Origin of the sequence: Nocardia pneumoniae NBRC 100136 (assembly GCF_000308755.1) — a bacterium.
GTDB lineage: Bacteria > Actinomycetota > Actinomycetes > Mycobacteriales > Mycobacteriaceae > Nocardia > Nocardia pneumoniae.
Genome location: NZ_BAGF01000146.1, coordinates 17,902 through 40,229 on the forward strand (window position 1 = coordinate 17,902; position 22,328 = coordinate 40,229).

Below are 22,328 nucleotides of genomic sequence, written 5' to 3' on the forward strand. Positions count from 1 at the left end.
GACGTCACCACTCACCGGTGATGGCGCCGCGGCCCTATCGCTGGGAATTGGGAGGTCGTCCGCCCGTCGCGGGAGTGCGCACATTTCGGTCAGCTCGTTGACCTGCGGCGTTAATTAGAAGACCCCCGTCTCCGCCGTCGGTCAGCGACCGCGGCCGGAGCCCAGAGCGTGGGGCAGGTCCAGTTGTCACCGCTCCGCGCAGCAACCCATTCGCGTGGCATCGTCCTGGGCTCTTCTCACCCCATTCAGCGGACAGCCCGCAACCTGTTGATCAAGTTGTCTGTAGGGACCTTGATGCGTCGGTCAATGTGAGTCTGATGCCAGGCGGTCTTGTCGCGCACCCAGCAGTCGGTGGGTGTGATCGTGTACAGCCGGTGGGTGCCGCCCGGTTGGAACCGTGCCAGCGGCAGTCCGGAGAGGGCTTCCGCCCGCGTATCGGGATTGGGGAAACCTTTGGCGAGCAACTGCTCGTGGAGCCGAGGCGCCTCGTCGGCGGGGACCCGAGTGCACCATCCGTGCATTTGCACGCTGTCGGTGACCTCGGGATCGGCGCCGAGATGCCACACGGTGGCAGCTACCTGCGGCTGGGCTTCGATGTGTCGGCTGTGCCGGGCGTCGAGTACCGATCCGAACAACAGTGTGCCGGTGTCGCTGACAACATATCTGACCGTCGCCACCCACGGTCCTGTCCGATCTGCCGGGTCGGAGGTGGCCAGCGTGAGGAACCGTGAGCGGGTGAGTAGAGTCACCGCGCGGTCGACCGTAGTGCACATTGCCCGCATCCTTGTTGAGGTCGATCGGGTGGTTGGCAGTGCCTGCCACGGTCTCGTTTGTGTTCGCGGCGACCGTCGGACAACTACCGTTATCGTGTCGTTGGGCTACCTGATGACACCTTCCCAGCGACCTGCGGTGAACAGCGAATCCGGGTACGTCTCGGTGGCAAGAGGAGCACGGATTATCTCGTCGGGCAGGCCAAAGGCATCGGTCAGTTCGGGAGCGTGCGGTTGTAGGCGCTCGCACACTGTGTTGATCGCATCCGGGATTTGCGCGAACGTGTCCGTGGCGAGTGATCCGTTGGCCAGGTGCCAGGCGAACGCTTCGGCCGGCCGTTGCAGGGCATAGAGCGCGCACAGCCAGCGCAGTGGCGCCTCCTCCGCCATATCCAGAAAACACTCCAGCGTCAGTCGGCTCAGATGGGCGTCGATCAGCGAGCGCCCGATCAAGAAGACGTCGTTGAACACACTGTGCTCGTCACCCCCGGCTTTCCGTGCGGTCCTGACACGCGCCACCAGTTCAGCATGTACGGCACACTCGCGGATCGCTGCGAGCGAGCACCAGAATCGCGGATCGCACGGATCGGGGTCGACCCGCACTGGCTGTGGTGGCCGGTAGTGCTCCTCAGCGACCATCTCCCGGACCGCGATCATCGAGAGGAGTTCACCGTCGCCGGAGGCGGGATTGAGGATATGCGCGAGACCGTGGTACTCGGCGATCCGGTTCGACCCGAACAACCCGTGCGCCCCGCTGCGCCAGCTACACGCTGCGGCCACCCGCTCAACGTCGCGGGCGGCGGCCACCCGGACCAGACTGAGCGTGCGGTGAAACGCCTGTCCGGGCGCCCACGCCGAGTCCACAGTACGAGGATCGAGCGTGTCGAGCCATCCTGCTTTTGCCCGTTCCACCAGGGATGTCGTCGCATAGACCGACGCGAGCGCGCCGAACAGCTCGTACTGCTGAAGCCGATAGTCCAGTACAGGTCGCTCTGCCTCCGAATCCCAGGACTGGGTGTGCCGACGGTGAGCGAAGCGCAACGCGACAGTGATTACTGCTCGACCAGTCGCGGCGGCGCGGACAGCGAGCGCAATCCAGGCATATCGACGCAATTGCAGCGTGCGCGCATCGCGCCGAGCCTTGTCACCCACAACCTGCAGTGCGCCGTCCTCTGCGACGTCGACCTCGCTGCTGAGAAGGCATGCGCCCGGGACCCGAACCTTATCGAACGAAATGATCGAGTAATCCATCGGGGAGTATGGCGATTCCGGCATCGGGCGGATGTCGATACCGGGCAGGACCGCGGTATCCGAACGTAGCGGCACCAGAAACGGGAATGTGCCGTGGTCGGTGTCGCCATCGAGCAACCGCGCAATAACCACACCATGCTTGGCCACCCCGGGCAAACTGTTGGCCGCCATGTACTTGCGCGCAGACGGGTCCGGCGTATGCAGCACGAAGTCTCCGCGCTCGCGGTCGAATCGGGCCTCGGTCTTCAACCGGGCGTGGCTGTTACCGTGACCGATCTCGGTGATTACAAACGTCCCGACCGCACGCAGGCTGTCCAGTTCGTCAATCATGTCGATCTGCTCGGAGTAATCGCCAGCGTGCTCGAAGATTGTGCCCAGGGTGTTGAAATGGTGGTTGGCCAGCAACATAGCCAACACCGGGCTGGCCACAGCGGCGCACTCGAGCAATTTAAGCAGCCTGGCTGGATCTTTGCGTAGGGAACGTGCGGTGTATCCGAGGTCATTGAGGAACTTCATCTGCCGGTATGCCAAGGCACACCTTTGTGCGTAGGTCTGCCCTTCCGGCAATTCGAACAGCTCGTGCCGAAATACTTTCATGAACTCACCAAACGAATCGGAAGTGTTGCGCAACATAATGACCTTTCCCAGGGCGGAACCCCGAACTCAGGGGATAACATTTTCCCCGGGCAGCGAGTAACCGAGCGGTGCACCGTACCGCTGGAGAACAAGCGGTTCAATGTCGAAGTGGACAGGATACGGTCAGCGTCACAGTACACAAATTCCCTCCGTTAATAGCCCGGCAGGGTGCGGAGGCTCAAGAAATCTAGCGCGATCTTCAGACCTTCTTCACTCCACCGTCGGCGGTCCGGAGTTCGACGACAACCCGATCGCAACCCGGTCGCGCGCTCAGGGAGTACTGCACCGGTGCACACATCTACGTGGAAGCCGACCTCTTCGAGGCTCACATGGGGCCGATCAGTACTCCTGACTCGGCATGGCGATGATCGCCTGGGCATTTGTTCCCGAGAGCCCGAACGCTGAGACAGCAGCGTAGCGGATGCCGTCGTGAGATGGCCACGGCTCCAGTGCGTTTGCGAGTATCAGGCCACCGGAACTCCAGTCCACCAGCTCGCTCGGGCGATCGGAGAAGAGAGACGGAACCGTCTGCCCCTTCATTCCGCAGAGTAGTACTTTAATGAGCCCAAGCATCCCTGCGGCGGCTGCGCATGACCGAGATTGGATTTCACCGATCCGAGCCGAGCCGAACGAGACATGGCCGGGGTGGAATCGTAGACCTTCTGTAGCGCGCCGATCTCGACGCAGTCACCGATGCTGATCCCTGCACCATGACCCTCGATCAGGCTCACGCGCTCAGGCTTTACGCCGACGATGTCCAGGCTGTGACGAAACAGTCGTTGCAGTGCGGCGATCCTACTTAAAGAACCCTGAATAACCCGACGATCACCTGCCGACAGGACTCTCAAATACATACGCCGGTGAATGACCGAGTTACAAGGCCGCGGTCAGCTGTCTGCGCATGGAATACGACGAGTTTGTCACCATCGTCAACCGCGGCGGCACATAGGGGTCCATGGAACGCGGAGCGGAGTCTCCGTCGGTGGTTGCCAAGCTTTCTTCATCAGGGCGATGAGTTCGGCGACCAGTTCAGGATGCTGCGCTGCGATATTGCGTGTCTCCCCGGGGTCCGCGTGGAGGTCGTAGAGCTCGGTAGTCCATGCATGGTCCGGAATGTGGTGGACCAACGGAGCGAGTTCGCCGATGCCGGGCTCGCAGAATCGGAGTGCTTTCCAGTGTCCTCGACGTATCGCCTGCCCCATGCGCGCGAGGTGCCCTTGGCCGGTCGGCCAGGTCCCTTCACCGAGCGTGGAATTGAAGAAGAAGAGATAGTCGTGACTGTCCGGCTGATGCTGCCCGAACCATGTGCGGAGCACGGAGATACCGTCCACGTCGTCGGGCGGCGCTATCCCCGCGACGTCGGCGACGGTCGGGAGTAGGTCCCAGAAGGTCCAGGGTGCGTCGACGACCGTTCCCCTGCGTGAGGGCTCGGTCAACGCCGGAGACCAGACGATCGCAGGTACCCGGAGCCCGCCTTCGTACAGTGTTCCCTTGCCACCGCGGAACGGGCCGTTGATCCGAAAAGACTCGTCCTTGTGCTCGCCTCGGCAGATCAACTCGTCGGTGAGGCACGACCGCGCCCCGTTGTCGCTGGTGAACAAGATGATCGTATCCTCGGCCAGTCCGAAGCGCTCCAATGTCGCCGATACCTGTCCGACGTAATGGTCGAGACGAGTGATCGAGGCCGCCCATGCCTTTTCCAGTGGAGACCACGGACGATCCTCATACGGACGGGCGGACGGGGGCTGGTGTGGCGCGTGGGGAAGGTTATGCGAGAGGTACAGGAAGAACGGCCGACCGCGATGGCGTTCGATGAAATCGAGGCCGCGCTGGTTGATCAGGTCCGGAGCGAAGATCGCGCGGCCGTCGTCTCGGTTGGCCGGGATGTCGTAGCGGTCGAAATTCTCCCACAGGTAGTCGGGGTACTTCCTGTTTGCGTGCGCGTGGGACAGCTGTCCGAAGAACTCGTCGAAGCCGCGGCGGACAGGGTGGCTCGGGCTGTCGGACGAGCCGCTGGCGGGCTCAAGTCCGAGTTGCCCGGTCAGGGGACCGAAGCCCCACTTGCCGAACACTCCGGTCGTGTAACCGGCGGCGCGCAGCACATCACCGATGGTGATGTCACCGGGACGGAGATCGCTTTCGATCGTTCCGCCGCGATGGGGACCGTGGCCGGTGTGAAGCCCGGTCAGCAGACAGGCACGAGACGGGGCACAGAACGGGGCACCTGCGTAGCAGTCGGTGAAACGGATTCCCTCCGCCGCGAGCCGGTCCAGGTTGGGGGTTTCGATCCGTACCTGCCCGGCTCCGATCTCGCCGTAGCCGAGGTCGTCAGCAAGGATGATCACGATGTTCGGGGGACGACCGTCGCATGCGACTATGTCGGCCACAGCGTTGGTAGCGCTGCGCACGCTGCCGCTCACGCACGCTCCGGCGACAATGCCGATAGTTGCCATTAGCCGGCGGCGGCTCATTGTGATCACGCCAGGTAACTCCTCGTCCTGCACGGTCTGTTCGGGATTGCCACTTATCGACGGATGCCTTGCACAGCGCTGCGATGGTTCAAGGCAGCTCGACTATGCGCCGGCACGTAATTCCCACGCACGTAGTCATGGCGTCCTGTTCGCGCTTCAAGGCGTTCTTCTCGCGTACGTAGGCAGCATCGAGCGCCAGATTGTGTAATTCGTCGGGATCCTCGGCGAGGTGATAGAGCTCTTCTTCACCGGTGTCCGTATGAAGGACATATTTCCAGCTCCTGGTGCGCACGGCGGAGTAGTGGGTGCTCGGTTCACTCGAATCTCCGCCCAGCAAGCTCCGGATCGGGGCATTGGCGCCGGCCGGTCGGCCGGTGTCAAGTTCGAATCCGAGAACGCGCTGGGAGCCATAGCTCGCGTCGGCAGCGAACGGCAACAGTGACCAGCCATCGAGCGGCCGCGTCGGCACCGCAGCAGCGAGATCGACGAAGGTCGCCGTCAGATCCAGGTTGTAGACCGGCTGCTCGCGCGTTGTACCGGCAGGGAAGCCCGGGCCACGGACGAGCAGGGGGACACGGCTGGAAGGCTCGTAGTGCACTGTTTTCGTGCGTGAGTAGCGATGTTCTCCCAGCGTCCAACCATTGTCGGCGGTGAAAACGAAGACCGTGTCATCGAGTCGGTCCGTTCGGTGCAGCGCGTCATAGATTGTCGCGATGTTCTCATCGAGCGCTTGCAGCGCCGCCAGGCGCGCGCGGTTGTTGGCAGTGGTGGTCTGTATCTCCTCGACGCTCAATCGTGGCCGGTCACGGACTTCGGCCGGCTTGCTGGATGCGTCGGCCTCGTCGAAGCTCGGAGGTGCCGGAAGCGGTTCGTCGGCGAAGAGACCTCGATGACGTGGCGCCGGATCGGGGTGGTCGCGCGTCATGATTCCCTCGGTGAGGGGCTCTTGTTGCAGCGGCCAGACCGCCTCGTCGTGCGGCGTATTGGGGGCCAGGGTCAGAAACAACGGTTGCGGATTATCGCGCTGGGTTTCGATCACACGCACGGCGTGTTCGGTGAGGACATCGGACTTGTAGTGGTCCGGTCCGGGGAAGTGCTCCAGGTGCCCGTTGTTGTTGGCGAGAAAGTCGAAATATGCGTTGGTTGAGGGATCGACCAGGGCGAACCAGTCGTCGTAACCGGGCGGGACGTATGTCGGGCCGGTCCACTGATCGCCCGACCCGGTCCGGGCCAGTGGTGTCGTCAGCCCGTAACCGTTGATGTGTTTCCCGACGTGACTGGTGTAGTAGCCGGATTCGCGCAGCCATGTCGGCAGCGAGTTGGCCAGGTCTACATCGACAAAGCTGCCGCCGGCGCCGAGTTCATGGTTGTGTGTCATTGCGCCGGTGAAGAAACCGGTTCGCGAAGGCGCACACAGCGGTGAGGACACGAGGCTGGTGCTGAAGGTCGTACCTTGCTCACCGAGCAGCTCGCGGGTCCGGGGCATCACGCGCAGGTCGTCGTAGCGGAGATCGTCGGCCATCACCATGATGATGTCCGGCTTCGAGCCAGGCACCATCGATGGGTCTTCCGCCTGTGCGTGAGCTTGTCGCAGGTCACCGGTCAGGGACGCCGCGAGGGCGATGATCCCGGCGAATGCCATACGGGTAGTACGCGCGGTCTTCATCACAGATCTACCACGCAGCGAAAACCGATATTGCCCGTCGAATCGTCGTGGCGGCTGTGGTCACGGGCCGACACCCGATAGCGATTGCAGTAGGAAGCGTGACACAGGTAGGAGCCGCCCCTGCGCACCCGCTGGTCGTCGAAGTGCCCTCCGGACCCCCACCGATCAGCTGTCCACTCCCAAACATTTCCGGTCATCTCGTACAGCCCGTATCCGTTGGGAGGGTACGTCTTGATCGGCGCTGTGCCGAAATAGCCATCGTTCACAGAGTTGGCCTCAGGAAATGTTCCCTGCCAAATATTCATGCGCCACCGGCCGTCGGGGCACAGGTCGTCACCCCACGGATAGTTCATCCCGACCAGGCCGCCTCGCGCGGCGTACTCCCACTCCTCCTCGGTCGGCAGGCGCTTGCCGGCCCACTCGCAATATGCCTGTGCGTCGTTCCAAGAAACGTGCACCACAGGGTGATTCGGCCGCTCTCCGATCCCCGACCCCGGCCCTTCCGGCGCCTTCCAGTAGGCACCGTCGACCACACGCCACCACGGTGCGGCCGTCGGTCGCCGCAGGCTGTGACGGGCGACGGTCTGTGAAAGGAGACCGCCGAAGACGAAGGACCACCCGTACCGCTCGGCCTCGGTCACATATCCCGTCTGCTTGACGAACAGTGCGAATCGCCGGTTGGTCACCGCGGTGTCATCGATCGCGAACGGCGCCACCGAGACTTCCCGCACCGGCCCCTCGCCCTCACCCGGATTGGCCAGTGGGCCGTCCGACCCCATCAGGAAGCGGCCGCCGGGCAGGGTGCGCATGCCGCGCAGTTCCGCTCGCCGGGGGGCCGGAGAACCGGTTGGTCGACGTGACGCGGCATCGAGTCGCTCGCTCCCGCGGTTCGGTGCACAGCAGCTCCCGCCGCTCGGGCGGCCGTTGGGCGCCATCGGGAACGACGCCATCACCGCGCTCCTACAGGACTCGCGGGCCACGCGGTCCGCCCGGCCGGTGTCGATGTCCAGCCGGCTTCCATCAATCCCACCAGCTCCTCGACCACATCGGGCTGTGCAACCGCAACATCCCGCGTTTCACCAATGTCTGTGGCGAGGTCATACAACTCCACTGTCCACTGTGCGGCGGGGAGCCCATGAATCACATCGGGATCCACGATCTCGATCCGTTCACCCGGCAACCCGGCGAGGGTGATCGCCTCGGCGGGCACCTCGACCGAGGGGAACGGTGTGAACCGGATGGCTTTCCAGCGTCCGCACCGAACCGCTTCGGAGGCGGTCGGTAGATGCCGCGCCCCCAACTCGGTGTGCGCCGCGCGCGAGGCTCCGGTAACGCCGGCGAGAAAGCCCAACCGGTACCAGAGCAGTGGTCGACGCACGTCCGGTTGCTCATAACCCAGCCATCCCATTCTCATCGAGATTCCGTCGATATCATCTGGCGGAACGATTCCCGCGAAGTCGGCGAGTGTCGGAAGGACATCCCAGAACGCCCACGGGGTGGGGTCGACACGGCCGCCGCGGGCCCCGATCAGTCCTGGCGACCAGACGATGGTCGGCACACGGATTCCACCCTCGTAGAGATTGGCCTTGTAGCCCCGCAGCGGCCCGTTGCTGTCGAAGAAATCGGGGTCATGCCATCGGCCCGAATCCTCACCACGGCCTTCGGGTCCGCCGCCGACGTCGTGGGGACCGTTGTCGCTGGACAACACCACTACCGTGGTCGCATCGAGCTCATGCTGGCGCAGAGTCGCCACAACGTCTCCGACATAGCGATCGAGCAGGGTGACTCGCGCCGCGTGCCATTTCTCGCCTTCCGGCCACGGGCTCGCGGTATACGGCGAGGTAGCGGGCGCGTTGCTCGGCGCATGCACCAGGTTGTGTGCCAAGTACAGCGCGAAAGGCTGGTTCCTGTGGCGTTCGATGAACTCGACAGCACGCTGGTTGAGCAGGTCGGGACCGAATACTCGCTGCGCGGCCGGCCCGTTGGGCGTGTTCTGGGCGATCTCGATCCGACGATCGTTCTCCCACAGATGATCCGGATAGAAGTCGTGCGCCGCGGTATGGGTGAGATAGCCGAAGAACTCGTCGAATCCCTTCGAGTTCGGGTGGCTCGGATTCCCGGCATCCTCGTCACGCGTCATCCCCCACTTGCCGACCATGCCGGTCCGGTAGCCGGCCGCCTGTAATACCTGCGCGAATGTGACGTCTTGGGGCTGCAATTCATGGAGATCGCCTTGCTCGCGAATCCGGCTGTGCCCGGTATGCATGCCCGTGAGCAGCGCGCACCGCGACGGCGCGCACATCGGGCCACCGGCGTAGCAGTCGGTGAATCGGATTCCTTCACCGGCGAGACGATCCAGGTTCGGCGTCGCGATCCGCTGCTGGCCGAACGACCCGAGTTCTCCATAGCCGAGATCGTCGGCAATGATGATGACGAAGTTCGGAGGGCGGCCGACGGCGGCCGAATCTCGGTCTGCGGCAGCTACTCCGGACGACCCGCCCACCCACCATCCAGCACCCGCGAGCCCTGCGGCCGCCAGGAGGCGTCGGCGGGAAAGCGACCCGGGAGCACGTATCGATCGCGGCCCATGTTCTCGCTCGATCGGAGTCTCATTCGCTCTGTACACGCATATTCTCCTTCGCGTGTCCACCACCAGAAACCGGTGTCTGATCGCTATCAGGCAGGGCCTTGGGCCAGCTGTCGGCAAACACCGACGGCGCTGAACCGATCAGAACGGCAGCGGCAGCGACCATCGCGCGGGCAAGAACGCGCCTCCTCGATGACCACCGGAGCTTGAAAGACATACGAATCTCCTTTTGTCGGACAAATCCATATCCGGATCCACAGTGACGTCGCCGATGGCGTGATGCGTCGTCGTTCCCCTGCAGCTTATATCGACGAGCCCGCATCGTTCTGAAGAGAATCTGAGGATTGAAGCCACAGCCGGTGGATATCTGAAGGAATCGTGAAGAAATTCTCGATATATTGATCCACCAATTTCAACGTGATATCCATTCCCACGACGACCGCATCATCGAACGAGCATTACACGGAGTGCGGCGACCGAATTCCGGACCGCGAGCATGCGAGATTGTTTATTCGACGGGAGTATTATGCCGACAATCGACCGCACACAGATCATCAACTATTACGACACGACATGGCTGGACTATCGCATAGCGTGGATGAATTCAGAGAACCTGGCAATGCATCACGGCTATTGGGATCAAACTACCAGAGGTCACGGCGATTCGCTGCTGAATATGAATCGCGAACTCGCGGCCATGGTACGCATCGAGCCTGGAATGCGCGTCCTCGACGCGGGATGTGGAGTCGGTGGATCTTCGATATGGCTAGCCGAGAACTTCGAGGTGAACGTCGTAGGGATCAGTTTGAGTGCGGACCAGATTCGCCGCGCTCGAGAATCCGCACACTCCCGCAATGTCGACGACAGGGTCACCTTCCAGGTCGCCGACTTCGTCGACTCCGGATTGGATCCCAGTTCGTTCGATGTTGTATGGGCACTGGAAAGTTGCTGTCATGCCGCTGACAAGCGCGCCTTTGCCGCAGAGGCGTTCAGACTCCTCCGCCCTGGCGGACAGCTGGCTGTCGGCGACGGGTTCAGGTTGTCGCGAACCTTGTCGGAAAACGACGAAGATCTGTTGCGCAGCCTGCTCGCGTCGTGGGCGGTGAACGACATCTGCACGGTGTCCGAGTTCATCGACCTGACGCAGCAAACTGGATTCAGCGATGCTCGAGCCCGGGATATTTCGCCGAATGTGTATCCATCCGTGCAACGCCTCTCGTGGATGGCGACGGTCTATCAGCCGATCGGCTGGCTCCTCCATAAGCTCGCCGTTCGTCCCCGCGCAACGTACTCCAATGTCGTTGCCGCCAAGCTCACCGGAAAATCATTTCGTCGGCATCTCGCTTGTTACGCATTGGTCGCGGCTCGCAAGGAAGACTCATCAGGGAACTGAATCGGACCAGCGGCCCATTATCGGAGGTGGTCGAAGCCACTACAGATTTAGTCAACCACGCTATTCAATGCAGGAGCACGACGAATCAGTCCGAAACAATCTCCAGAACATTCCGTAAAGAAGCCCGCCGACAATCCCTCACCAGCCTGTACCACCAATGCTGTGTGATCCGTATGCACGGTGCCGTCGGGCGCCCCCGGTTGATATAGGCAAGGGCTCACCGATGACCACTTCCCGCGATGATCTGATCGGATTCGTCGAGAATCTATACATACCGCAACTCCCCAGCGCCGGCCTCATATCGGTGATTCGCACTGCGCAGGAGGCGATTGAGGCATCGATCCTGCTGTTCGCATCGGGCCGTGCCGATGAGCAGCCGAACCTGGTGAGCTGGATGAGCCAGCGGGAACTACTCGAGGATGACGCGCTCGATGAGGCACCCGGCGAGTCCGTAATGGCCGACAACTACGGCTCACATCTGAACGAAATCAACGCGAAGAGGGATGAGATGGAGCAGCAGAACAGCTCCGTCGAGGACTCCGTATTCGAAACCTTCAGCCTCACCGACGCAACATTTTCGTCGATCGAAAACCGCGTCGGCACGCTCGACAGCGATCTACGTAGTATCAACCAGCGTGTGGACGAGGACGGACACTACCTTCCTTTAACGGCGGCAGAGGAAGCACGTGCAATGTCTTACGCTTTGCATGCGGTTGACGATGTGCAGGAAATAGTGGACGACGCGTCTCTCCAGGTTCAGGCTCGAGCGGACAAGATCACGGGGTCGGCTCCGTCTGTGCTGAGCGCGAGTAGCAGCGACGGCTCTGTCTCGCCCGTCAGCGCGGCTGGCTACAGTGCGCAGCCGGCGGACCTGTACGCCTCGGCGGGCGCCGACCGGGATCACGATGGAATTGTGGGTGCAGCCGCAAACGAGATCGGAGTCGGAGAAACCGATCCCGATTTCCCCTACAAACCATATAGCCTCGACGGACAACCCTGGTGCGCCGCCTTTGCCACTTGGACATGGGAGAAGGCCGGTTATAACGTCGACTGGACGAACAAGAACTATGTACCCGACATCTGGAAGGACGCCATCGATAAGAAGTTGGCTGGAAAGACATCTACCGCCAAAGCTGGCGATATGATAATTTTCGACTGGGAGGGCGACGGGGAACCTGATCATGTAGGTATCGTGGCGTCGGTGGGCGACGATGGAACGATATCCACAATCGAAGGGAACACCAGCGATGATATGGTTGAAACGAACAATTACCCAGTCGGCGAACAGCAGAACATCGTTGGCGTCGTAAAGCCGCCGTCCACGTAGATCCGGCTCGAGTCGATTATGATGACCGTGGGCGATGTACATATCGGCTCCATGTGCGCACAATGGATTACGCCTTCCACACCGCACGCATGCCCGTTCCTATTGCGCTGCGTGACCGGTTAGGATCACGTCTTGTCGCGCGAACCCTGTCGGTAGTGACATTGATACTGGCGAGTACGGAGTGGGGTCCGGTGGGAAAATCTACGAAGAAGCCGATGGTGAATGTGCCCTCCGCACAGTTGCGGACCGGATCGCTGCGTCGACGTGTCACTTGGACGTCCGTCACCGTGATGGCCTCCGTGCTCGCCATCGTCGGCGTGGTCCTGACCACGGGCTTCGGTGTTGCCGCCGACCGTGCAATGGATTCCATCCTCGACGACCGACTGCGACTGGCGCAGCAACAAGCTCGTAAGCATGCATCGCCGGCGGAACTGGTTCGCCGGGTCGAAACAGGAGTGGTCAAGGTCCGCCTGGTTCTCCGCGACCGCACGGTCTTCGGTGGGTTGGAACAGCATCGGATCGACGACGGATCGGTGAAACTGCGTAAGACACAGTTAAAGGTCGAAGGCCGATTCGAGCGCGCCATGTTGACCCTCGGTGCGGATACCGGACTGCTGTCGGGCGTCCGTTTCTGGATGATGTGGCTGACTACCGGCGCCATCGTGGTGTCTGTCGTCGCGACAGCGGCCGCACTTCACGTCACTACCCGATACGCCTTGCGGCCGCTCGACACGATGTCTCGTCTGGCTCTCGAGATAGCCCGCGGCCGTCGCGGACACAGGTTGCTGCCCAGCCGAACCGACACCGAGTTGGGCCGGGTCGCCGCGGAGTTCGACAGCATGCTCGACAGTCTCGAAGGCGCCGAGGCCGACGCACAGGCGGCCCAGGAACGCACCCGACGTTTCACAGCCGACGTCGCACACGAATTGCGGACCCCGATCACCGGCATACGCGCCATCGCCGACGCCGTGCTCGCCCAGTCGGCAGACGATGAACGCGAGGAGCTACAACGATTGAACGAATTACTGGCCCACGAGACACAGCGGGCCGGACAATTGATCGACGGACTACTCGACCTGGCCCACCTCGACGCCGGCGGGATTCAACTGGATCGTCAGCGGGTCGACCTGCACATCCTCGCGGCCGCGCAAACGGATCGGGTTCGGTTGTTGCACTCGCATCTTGACATTGCATTAAACAGCGCACAATCCGTTCCGTTGCACGCAGACGCAACCCGGGTCACTCAGATCCTGGCGAACCTCCTCGACAACGCCTGCCGGGTCACGCCCGCTGGTGGGCACGTCCGGGTCACCGTCGACAGGACTGCGAACCGGGCTGAGGTCGTCGTCACCGATACAGGCCCCGGCGTGCCTGCTGCGGATCGCGATCGGATATTCGATCGTATGGTGCGGCTGGATCCGCAGGCCGACAGCAGCGGGTCGGGGCTAGGGCTCTCGATCGCCCGCGGCCTGGCCCGTGCGCATGGCGGGGACCTCGTCTGTGAGGAGCCGAACGGCGGAATCGGAGCAGCGTTCCGGGTATGGCTACCCGCCACCATCGAAGACGACTGAGGCCCATGCGGCACGGAAACGCCGACACCGCCGGCGTCCGCCTTCTCCGACGGCAGTTTCGTCAATATTCAGAATTCTTTCAGATTCCGATCGTTAGCCAACTTGTTCAATCTTCCTATCGCCGAGCGATCATCGGACCGACCGGTCTTCATTGTTACTGCGTGATACCCACGAATGGGAATTCCACCTCGGCTACGTCGAGTCGTTAAGCTGCCACGTGGGCACATTCGCCGGCAAACGTCCACCCCTATGATCAATCTGGGACGGCCCGAACCAACGGCCTTGTTCGAACGGGTTCGAATGGCTGTCCGGTAACCGAGGTGTTTGATGTCAGGTGCACGAATACTGATCGTCGAGGACTCCGCGGCGATTCGCGCCGCGCTGGAGACCGGACTGCAGACAGCCGGACATGAGGTCTTGTCTCGACACGATGGCACGAACTACGAGGATGACATCGCCGAGTTCGGACCCGACTTGGTCGTCTTGGATGTGCTACTGCCGGGTCGCGACGGTTTTGTGTTGCTGGAGATCACGCGGCACACCAGTCCGGCAGGGGTCGTGATGCTGACTGCTCGTGACGGGGTTGCCGACCGGCTGCGCGGATTCCACGTCGGCGCCGACGACTACGTGGTGAAACCTTTTGTCTTGGCTGAGTTGGTCGCTCGGGTGAACGCTGTCCTCCGGCGAACCGGCCGCGTGTCCACGGTGGTCCATGTCGACGACCTCGCGGTCGATGCGCAGGCGGGTGTCGTCTCCCGTGGTGGTGTGCCGATTTCGCTGACAGCCACGGAATTCAAACTGCTGTGCTACCTCGCCGCGAAACATGATCAGGTGGTCTCGAAAAAGCAGATCCTCGCGGCGGTCTGGGGGTACGAGGACTACGACACCAACCTGGTCGACGTCTTCGTCAGCATGCTGCGACGGAAGCTGGAAGCACGCGGGCCCCGCTTGGTCCATACAGTCCACGGACGCGGCTTCGTTCTGCGACCACCGGTGCCACGCCATCACGTTTCGTAGACCTATCGGCCGCCGTCTTCCGCCTCGTGAGGGCCCTACTCCGAGCGTTCGCGGCCGACAAATGTCTGCTGTCGCGGACACCATCGACCATCAACCCGTTCACGCGGGCAGCCGCCGTGCGAGAGGGAACTCGGAAGCACGATGGTGAAGGTCGAGCCCGCCCCGAACTCGCTGGTCACCGTCAGACGACCGGCGTGCGCCTCGACGAGGTGCCTGGTAATTGCCAGACCGAGCCCGCTGCCACCGCTGGTGCGACTACGGGAGGTATCGATACGGTAGAACCTGTCGAAGAGATGCGGCAGGTGCTCGGCAGCGATGCCCGGCCCGGTATCGCGTACGGACAGCGCCACCGAATCGTCCAGCCCTCGGACCGCGACGGAGACCGTTCCCCCCGCCGGAACATGTTCGAGCGCGTTCGACACCAGATTGCCGAGCGCCTGACGCAGCCGCGCAGGATCGACGTTGATCGGCATCGATGACGCGGTATCCAGCCGGAGCACGGCTCCGGACCGGTGTGCCTCGGCCTGGTGTGCGGCCACTACCTGACGTGCCAGGTCGGCCGCGTCGTGCTCTTCGGGGTGAATGCGCAGCATGCCCGCGTCGGCGAGAGCAAGGTCGTGCAGGTCCGCGACGAGACGCTCCAACAGACTGGCCTCCTCGAGAAGCGAATCTATCAACGCAGCGTCGAGGCCCAGTACGCCGTCCTGCGCGGCCTCGAGGTGGCATCGAACATTCGCCAGCGGTGTGCGGAGTTCGTGTGCAACATCGCCGACCAGTGCCCTGTATCGTTGTCGGCTGTCGGCGATCGAGGTCGCCATGGTGTTGAACGCCGTCGCGAGCCTCGCTACTTCGTCGGTACCGCGGACCTGCACCCGAACGTCGTGGCCGCCTGTCTGGATTCGCTGCGCCGCCGCCGTCAGCGCCCGGATCGGACGCACAAGCCGCATTCCCACGAGGACCGTGATCACGCCGGCCGCCAACAACACCATGACGACTGTGATCGCGCTACGCCGCCACCCGGCCGGTGACAGCGGATCGAACCGGTCACTCGACCCCAGGAAGAGCAGGGCCGGCGGAGCCACATACGGTCGCTTCGCGTCCACATGTGCGGTTCGCTCGCAGACATCCCATTGCGGAGTCTCCGCGGCATTGTCGGCAGGGTGTACACGCACGAGGCCATAGGGATCCGGCGACGTCTCATAGGCGATGTTCTGAACCGTAAGACAGGAGCTGAGCAACTCCACGTATCGCGCGTTCAATTCGCGGCTTGCCGCGCTGGGGGCGAGTAACTCGTCGGGAATGCACGAACTTTTCGAATCCGTGGCTGGCCGTCGCTCGGATGCAACAACCCGGCGCTTGTACCCATTCGCAGAGCCGTCACTTTCTCGAAAGCTGGCGTCGATGCCTCGATCGCGCATACACGCGACGGCCTGGCCGGAGAGCGCCTGTCTCTCCGCAGTCTCCGCCTCCGTAAGCTGCCACCCGCTGTGAATAACCAGTTCGTGATTCGCATCCGATGTCCGCTGATCCAGCGCTGCACGAATCGCCGGGTCGTGAACATCTGCGGCATCAATCCGTGCGGCCGGTACCGACGGCAGGGCCTCTACGGTACGGCCCAGTAGGCGCGCCGAGTCCACTACCGGTTCTCCGCTCGGCATCTCGAGTGCAATTCGGCGGCCGGTCCGTTCCGCCAAATCGCGTACGAGGGGCTCCACACCGTCCCAGCTGTCGTGCGCATTGGCATAGACCTCCAGGGCCTTACGAATCTCGCTGTCGATCTCCAGCAGCGAGGCGTCGTTATCGAGCTCGCTGCGCACCCGGTTTCCGGTGTCGTAGGCGGCTAGAACGGCAGTGGCAACGACCGCCAGCGCGGCGACGGTCAAAGACAACGTCAGCAATCGCAGCAGCAGACTACGACGCATTGTCGGGATCCTCGCTCGTCTCCGGTGCGGCGAGCTTGTAACCGACTCCGTGCACAGTGAGGAGGTATCGAGGCCGTGAAGGCACCTCCTCGATCTTGCGACGCAGATTGAGCACGTGCATGTCGATCGCCCGGCCGGTCGCGTCATGCTGGAAACCGCCGGTTCGCTCCAACAGTAGGTCACGAGTGAACACTCGACCGGGCGCCGATGCCAGACAGGACAGCAGCGCGAACTCCGCGGGCGTGATGTGCACGGAGGTGCCACCGACGTGGACCTCATGGCGTCCGATATCGACCGACAACTCACCGACCCGATACCGCTCGGACTCTGCGACGTGCGCGCGCACAGTGCGGCGCAGTACCGCCTGCACGCGAGCGACGAGTTCCCGCGGACTGTAGGGCTTGGTGAGATAGTCATCGGCGCCCAGCGCAAGCCCCCGCAGCATGTCGTCCTCGGTCACGCGAGCTGTGAGCATGATGATCGGGATGTCGCGATCGGAGCGCAACTCCCGGCACACGTCGAATCCACTCATCACCGGCAGCATCAGATCCAGAATCACCAGATCGAGGATCGTCTTGCGGGCATGGGAGACAGCCGCTCGGCCGTCGTGCACCACGGTGGCACGATGACCGGCGCGCTCGAGGTAGCGACGAATGAGATCGGCCTGCTTGCGATCGTCTTCGGCGACCAAGATCCTCGCAGTCATACCTGAGAGTGTCACTCGGATTCCTGAGTATTGGCCACGAACTATCCCCAGCACTGCCGATCCTGACCGAAAACTGACATACGCCGGGCACGCTGACAACCGCATCGGCAATCGCAGACCGATACCGGATCCCGACGGACACAAGGAGATTGAACTCATGACGACGCGCACATCGAGGCTTCTCGCCGCCGCCGTGTGTGGTGCTACAACGGCTGCGGCAATTCTGACAAACGCCGGAGCGGCGACCGCTGATCCGGGCCGGGACCGCGACAAAGTGATAATCATGAACGGTCAGGAACGTCCCGACATCGACCGAGTGGTGATCCGAAACGATATCCCCCGGAACCTGCCCGGCTACGACCTCGAGACGCTTCCCGCCGGAAGTCCCGGCGTCATCGTGATGAAGGACGGCAGCATGAAAGCGGCTCCCGAGGGCGCCGTGTTCCGTAAGCATCGGTAGCTCGTGCCCGGCGGTGCACTCGACCACAAATCGATCGAGTGCACCGCATCACTCCTGTCATTGTGTTGAAAGTGAGTTTGACGCTTGATAGGCCCGCGAATGCTGGCACAAGTAGTGGATCACGATGGCCGGTCCAATATGACGGATCAATTGTGCGTCGACGAACAGGCCAGGGACACCGTCGGCCCACGGCCGTATTCAGTCGCCCGTTCGATGGTATCGAAGACTTTCTCGATATCGGTAATGATATTGTCTCTCGCCGTGATAGCGCTCGTCGCGATAATGGGCGCATGGTTCATTGCTACATTCGACCATAAGTTGGACGTAGGCCTCGACGAGAGAGCACGACTGGCACAGAGATTGGTCGATCGAGGTATCGGCCCCGACGAGCTGGTAGCACATCTCGAGACGGGGGCGGTGGAAGTCCGGCTGATACTCACCGATGGTACGACGGTCGGCAGCCTGGACCAGCGACGAATCGACCACGAACCGATGAAGACACTTCGAACCGGCCTGCGGTCCGAAGCCTGGCCATTTCGTAACGCCGACCTCACACTCGGGGTGCATACAGGCTGGCTATCCGGCATCCGATCACAACTGACCGTATTTTCTCTTGTTTCCGGCACGGGGACTATTACCGTTACTGCAGTCCTGCTGCGTTTCGCCGTTCGCTTCACTCCTACGTCCCGCGGCTATAAGTCCGCAGCCGTCGGAGTACGTGCCGCCGAACATCGGGCCCAGCGGTTCATCGCGGATGCCGTGCACGAACTCCGGACACCGATAACCGGCATTCGAGCCATTGCCGATGCGGTGCTCGCGCAGCCACCGCACACGGATCCAGACGAAGTCCTACGGCTGCACCGATTGATGGTGGGTGAGACCGTGCGGGCCGGAAAGCTACTCGAGGATATGCTCGATCTTGCGCGTATCGATGCGGACAGGCCTGAATTACACTGCCGGCCATGCGATATTGCTGTTCTTGCCACGGCACAGACCGATCGCGCGCGACTGCTCAACCCGGGGATAGAGGTCACCATCGACGGTGCGACGACTGTTCCTGCCCACGTCGATCCGGACCGCGTCAGCCAGATCCTGGCGAACCTCCTCGACAACGCTTGCCGCGTGACACCAGCCGGAGGCCGAGTCCACGTGACTGTCGGCGACGTGGTCGATGGATTCGAGGTCGTGGTATCCGATACCGGCCCGGGTGTCCCGGTCGATGCTCGCAGTCGCATATTCGAGCGCATGGTCCGACTGGCCCCCTCCACACATCCCGACGGGATCAACGCCGGCCTCGGATTGACCATCGCCCGCGGCTGGGCCCGCGCGCACGGCGGCGACGTGACGTGCGAAGAGCCTGTGCACGGGACTGGTGCGACGTTCCGAGTCTCGATTCCGAGCCGACCAGCCGACGGGCCCGGACACAGATAGCGGCTTCGCCTGATCATTTCTGAAGAAGTCCTGAAGACTTCGCCGCAAGCTGCGCACTCGCACCTCTTCCGTCGATACCGTGAGGCGCGCCTACAGTGACTCCGCCCCCGGGTGATGAGCCAATTGGGCTTTTCATGGCGTGCGGCGGCTATCGCGATGGTTCCCACGTTCGAACTCGACGATTCGGGAACCAGCTTGGCAGTGCATGCCGTTGTGGAAGAGGCCGACAAACTATTGCACCACGAACTCCCTGAGCGAAGTTCGCTCCTGGAGCAGCTCCCACGGGTGCCATTCCGGATCCACGGCATACGGATTATCCCGATTAATGACCGCGCTCGCCGGACAGTTGTGCCCACGGCCCGCAGGGTCGGAACTCGCCACCGCCGCTGCAGGCATCGAGCTCGTTCATCTCGCCACCGTGTACCACGGCCGAGTCCAGGATGCGCCCCCGGCACATGATGTCCGTTGCGGCTCAAATTCCAGTCAGAGGAACAAAGCCGCCATCCTGGCAGGTGACTATCTGTCCGCGTGCGCCACTACACTGGTATCGGAACTCGGACCCGCTGCGACACGAATAACGGCAGAAACATTCGCCAGCGTGGTGACGGGGCAAGTTCGCGAGAAGCTAGGGGCGCAGCCCGCAGACAACCCGGCTGAGCACCATCTGGATTTGGCTAGAGAAAAGACTGGATCCCTGGTCGGCGCATGCTTTCGCCTCGGTGGACTGGTCTCCGACGCGAGTCCTGACCAAATCGAACACATGGCGAGGTTGGGAGCAGTCGTAGGTATTGCACTGGAGCTCTCCGCCCTGATATCGAGCTGCGAGAATTCAGTCGTGACGAAGAAAATGCTGCAAACGCATACGCGAATAGCGGAAGCCGAACTGCGTGCACTTCCCGATTGCCCCGCCCAGCGCGCTCTCCAGCACTTCGTGCGCTACCTCGCCGACGGCGGAGGAGCTTGACCTTGGCCCCCGAGAAACCTCAGGAAGTCGACGTGTGTGTGGTGGGACTCGGTCCGGCCGGACGCGCCCTGGCCTACCGCGCAACGCAGGCCGGGCTCGGGGTCAGGGTGGTAGATCCGCGTCCGAACAGACTATGGTCGCCAACCTATGCCTGCTGGGTCGACGAGCTACCGCCGTGGCTACCTCAGACCGCAGTCGCCACCACGATCCCGGCCCCGACTGCCTGGACAAGGGTCGCGCATCGCATCGATCGACCCTATTGTGTACTTTCCAAAGCTGAGCTGCGGACGGCCATGCCGCTCGACGACGCGACGATTGTCATCGGCCGCGCGGCACGGGTCGAGCCGCATCGGGTCGAGTTGTACGATCACAGGGTCATCACCGCGTCGGCCGTCTGCGACGCCCGGGGATCGGTAGTCACCGGTCGGCGCCGTGCCGCCAGCACATACGGCCTGTTCCTCAGCGAACGCAACGCAACACCGATGATCACGGACGACAACGGACTACTGATGGATTGGCGTCCGACCAACGGCGCCGGGTCGAACGCCCCGCCTTCGTTTCTCTACGCAATGCCGCTCGGTGATGGCACTGTCCTTTTCGAGGAGACCAGCCTGGGCCTACTCGAGGCATGCCGCGATACGAACTACACCGGCGACTGGTGCATCGACTTGCCGCTCATGGCGTCCGGCTGACCGGCACCGAACGGCACGAGCTGGCCCACTATCCCCTGGACCAGCAACCGCCCGACAACAATCCGCGACAACCCATTCCGTTCGGCTCTCGCGGCGGCATGATGAACCCCGGCACCGGATACAGCGTGGCGGATTCACTCGTGCTCGCCGATACCGCTGTTTCCGCATTACTACATGGCGCGCCCGCGATCTCTTTGCTGTGGCCGCGCGCGGCGAGGTTGGTGTACTGGCTGCGAATGCGAGGCCTCCGGGGCCTCGGCAGGCTGACCAGCGAGCAGTCGATCGCCGCGTTCCATTCCTTCTTCACAGCCTCCCCGCGAGGTCAGCGTGCCGTTCTGTCGACGCGCGACGACTACGCTGCGCTGTCCGCCGTTCTTGTCGGCACCGTCGCCCGTACCTGGCCGTTCCGCTGGAGATTCGACTATGTCGGCTGGACCAACCGAAACCGATGGCGGAATTACCGATTCGAACCAGCCCCACCGCCGGGGCCAGATCCGTCAGCCGTCCGTGATGGTTGGCACTGAGGGCCTGAAATACCTGGTCAAAACGCCGATGAACCTCCGGCTCGTCGGTGACGGTTCCGGTGGTATCCACGCGGCCGCCAGCGGTACGGCCGGAGCGCCGGCCACCTCGCGAAAGATGACGCCGGGTCGCGTCGCTTCGGCCACGCCGCGGGTAACGAAACCGATGCCTGCTCCTGCGGCCACCAGCCCTGCCAGTGTGGTTACCGGCGTAGCTTTCTGCACGATTCGCGGTTCGACACCAACCGCGCGGAAACATGCAATGACCTTGTCGAACAACACCGGCCCCACATGCCGAGGCGCCGTAATCACCGGCTCGTCGGCCAGATCGCCGAACGTCACTACTGCCCGCTCGCCCAGTCGATGGCCGACCGGCAACGCCAGCACCAGAGGTTCCGCCGGTAGCGTCACCAGGCGAAGGTGGGCACGCTCGAACGGTGGATGGAGCACGCCGAGGTCGATCTCGCCCCGATCGAGCGCCTCCTCGACTGCCGGTGAATTGATCTCGACCAAGTCGACCTCGATCTCCGGGAACGCGTCACGAAACGCCTGCACCGCTCGCGGCAGCACCGTGTACGAGGCGATCACTGTGAATCCGAGGCGAAACCGGCCGTGCAAGCCTGCCGCCGCCCGCCTCGCCGACTCCGCAGCCGACTCTCCGTGCGCAACCGCTGCGCGAGCCGACGGCAGAAACGCCTGCCCGGCCGCCGTCAGTCTGACACCGCGGCGGTCACGTTCGAGCAGCACGGCACCGATATCGCGTTCGAGCGTTCGAATGCGTTGGCTCAGCGCCGGCTGGCTCAAATGCAAGTCGCCAGCGGCCCTGCCGAAATGCAGGGTCTCCGACACCCGCAGGAAGCACTCGACCGACCGTAGATCCACGCTGTAATCGTATTTCACTATCACACACGCTGAAATACCGATTGAAGGCAATCACAGGATC

At 62.7% G+C, this 22,328-nt stretch carries 20 protein-coding genes; 9 read left to right on the plus strand and 11 right to left on the minus strand.

The features are described 5' to 3' along the window. Window positions 1-245 precede the first annotated feature (245 nt). From ON34_RS29390 to ON34_RS36460, 8 genes are all read right to left on the minus strand, one after another. On the minus strand, window positions 246-773 hold the full coding sequence (locus ON34_RS29390; protein ID WP_051023299.1) for a pyridoxamine 5'-phosphate oxidase family protein: 528 nt from the start codon (window positions 771-773) through the stop codon (window positions 246-248). A 105-nt stretch (window positions 774-878) separates the two neighbouring features. Next, window positions 879-2,651: an acyl-CoA dehydrogenase gene (locus tag ON34_RS29395; RefSeq protein WP_157172474.1), complete on the minus strand. Its 1,773-nt coding sequence runs from the start codon at window positions 2,649-2,651 to the stop codon at window positions 879-881. Window positions 2,652-3,193: 542 nt separating this feature from the next. Further along, the gene (locus ON34_RS35110; RefSeq protein WP_083889880.1) at window positions 3,194-3,511 is read right to left on the minus strand and encodes a hypothetical protein; all 318 of its coding nucleotides are present in this window, start codon (window positions 3,509-3,511) and stop codon (window positions 3,194-3,196) included. A gap of 75 nt (window positions 3,512-3,586) precedes the next feature. Continuing rightward, window positions 3,587-5,077 (minus strand): arylsulfatase, encoded by a 1,491-nt coding sequence (locus ON34_RS29405; protein ID WP_051023301.1) that lies wholly within the window; start codon window positions 5,075-5,077, stop codon window positions 3,587-3,589. Between the two features lie 139 nt (window positions 5,078-5,216). After that, window positions 5,217-6,794 (minus strand): sulfatase family protein, encoded by a 1,578-nt coding sequence (locus ON34_RS29410; RefSeq protein ID WP_040785767.1) that lies wholly within the window; start codon window positions 6,792-6,794, stop codon window positions 5,217-5,219. Further along, window positions 6,794-7,729, minus strand: coding sequence for a formylglycine-generating enzyme family protein (locus ON34_RS29415; protein WP_083889893.1), 936 nt, complete (start codon window positions 7,727-7,729; stop codon window positions 6,794-6,796). Before ON34_RS29415 ends, ON34_RS29410 begins: the two co-directional genes overlap by 1 nt. A 14-nt stretch (window positions 7,730-7,743) precedes the next feature. Further along, the gene (locus ON34_RS29420) at window positions 7,744-9,297 is read right to left on the minus strand and encodes an arylsulfatase (protein ID WP_051023303.1); all 1,554 of its coding nucleotides are present in this window, start codon (window positions 9,295-9,297) and stop codon (window positions 7,744-7,746) included. A 106-nt stretch (window positions 9,298-9,403) separates the two neighbouring features. After that, window positions 9,404-9,598 carry a hypothetical protein gene (locus ON34_RS36460; protein WP_157172476.1) on the minus strand — a complete coding sequence of 65 codons (195 nt, stop codon included), beginning with the start codon at window positions 9,596-9,598 and terminating at the stop codon, window positions 9,404-9,406. Window positions 9,599-9,907: 309 nt separating this feature from the next. Between ON34_RS36460 and ON34_RS29425 the strand changes: the two genes are divergently transcribed. The 4 genes from ON34_RS29425 to ON34_RS29440 all read left to right on the plus strand — a co-directional run bounded on the left by ON34_RS29425 (window position 9,908) and on the right by ON34_RS29440 (window position 14,689). Next, window positions 9,908-10,774 (plus strand): class I SAM-dependent methyltransferase, encoded by an 867-nt coding sequence (locus ON34_RS29425; RefSeq protein ID WP_051023304.1) that lies wholly within the window; start codon window positions 9,908-9,910, stop codon window positions 10,772-10,774. A gap of 223 nt (window positions 10,775-10,997) precedes the next feature. Continuing rightward, the gene (locus ON34_RS29430) at window positions 10,998-12,101 is read left to right on the plus strand and encodes a CHAP domain-containing protein (protein ID WP_040785769.1); all 1,104 of its coding nucleotides are present in this window, start codon (window positions 10,998-11,000) and stop codon (window positions 12,099-12,101) included. Window positions 12,102-12,316: 215 nt separating this feature from the next. After that, window positions 12,317-13,672: a sensor histidine kinase gene (locus ON34_RS29435; RefSeq protein WP_040785771.1), complete on the plus strand. Its 1,356-nt coding sequence runs from the start codon at window positions 12,317-12,319 to the stop codon at window positions 13,670-13,672. A 327-nt stretch (window positions 13,673-13,999) separates the two neighbouring features. Continuing rightward, a complete protein-coding gene (locus ON34_RS29440) occupies window positions 14,000-14,689 on the plus strand; it encodes a response regulator transcription factor (RefSeq protein WP_040785776.1) in 690 nt (229 codons plus the stop codon). Between the two features lie 35 nt (window positions 14,690-14,724). Here the strand turns inward: ON34_RS29440 and ON34_RS29445 are convergent, their stop codons facing one another. Together ON34_RS29445 and ON34_RS29450 are read right to left on the minus strand one after the other, a co-directional pair. Continuing rightward, complete coding sequence (locus ON34_RS29445) at window positions 14,725-16,611, minus strand: sensor histidine kinase (RefSeq protein WP_063821763.1); 1,887 nt, start codon at window positions 16,609-16,611, stop codon at window positions 14,725-14,727. Beyond that, entirely contained in the window at window positions 16,601-17,317 is a 717-nt protein-coding gene (locus ON34_RS29450) for a response regulator transcription factor (protein ID WP_085997166.1), read from the minus strand. Before ON34_RS29450 ends, ON34_RS29445 begins: the two co-directional genes overlap by 11 nt. A gap of 157 nt (window positions 17,318-17,474) precedes the next feature. Here ON34_RS29450 and ON34_RS36465 point away from each other — a divergent pair, with 157 nt between their 5' ends. The 5 genes from ON34_RS36465 to ON34_RS38225 all read left to right on the plus strand — a co-directional run bounded on the left by ON34_RS36465 (window position 17,475) and on the right by ON34_RS38225 (window position 21,388). Next, a complete protein-coding gene (locus ON34_RS36465; protein ID WP_157172477.1) occupies window positions 17,475-17,777 on the plus strand; it encodes a hypothetical protein in 303 nt (100 codons plus the stop codon). Window positions 17,778-17,915: 138 nt separating this feature from the next. After that, window positions 17,916-19,208, plus strand: a complete 1,293-nt coding sequence (locus ON34_RS35115; RefSeq protein ID WP_169333911.1) for a sensor histidine kinase — start codon at window positions 17,916-17,918, stop codon at window positions 19,206-19,208. A 325-nt stretch (window positions 19,209-19,533) separates the two neighbouring features. Further along, window positions 19,534-20,172, plus strand: a complete 639-nt coding sequence (locus ON34_RS35120) for a polyprenyl synthetase family protein (protein WP_157172478.1) — start codon at window positions 19,534-19,536, stop codon at window positions 20,170-20,172. Between the two features lie 2 nt (window positions 20,173-20,174). Beyond that, window positions 20,175-20,864: a lycopene cyclase family protein gene (locus tag ON34_RS38220; protein WP_281032471.1), complete on the plus strand. Its 690-nt coding sequence runs from the start codon at window positions 20,175-20,177 to the stop codon at window positions 20,862-20,864. Continuing rightward, window positions 20,801-21,388: a lycopene cyclase family protein gene (locus ON34_RS38225; RefSeq protein WP_281032472.1), complete on the plus strand. Its 588-nt coding sequence runs from the start codon at window positions 20,801-20,803 to the stop codon at window positions 21,386-21,388. Before ON34_RS38220 ends, ON34_RS38225 begins: the two co-directional genes overlap by 64 nt. Here the strand turns inward: ON34_RS38225 and ON34_RS29470 are convergent. Then, the gene (locus ON34_RS29470) at window positions 21,362-22,291 is read right to left on the minus strand and encodes a LysR family transcriptional regulator (protein ID WP_306303663.1); all 930 of its coding nucleotides are present in this window, start codon (window positions 22,289-22,291) and stop codon (window positions 21,362-21,364) included. The two genes, ON34_RS38225 and ON34_RS29470, sit on opposite strands and share 27 nt — an antisense overlap. Window positions 22,292-22,328: the final 37 nt, after the last annotated feature.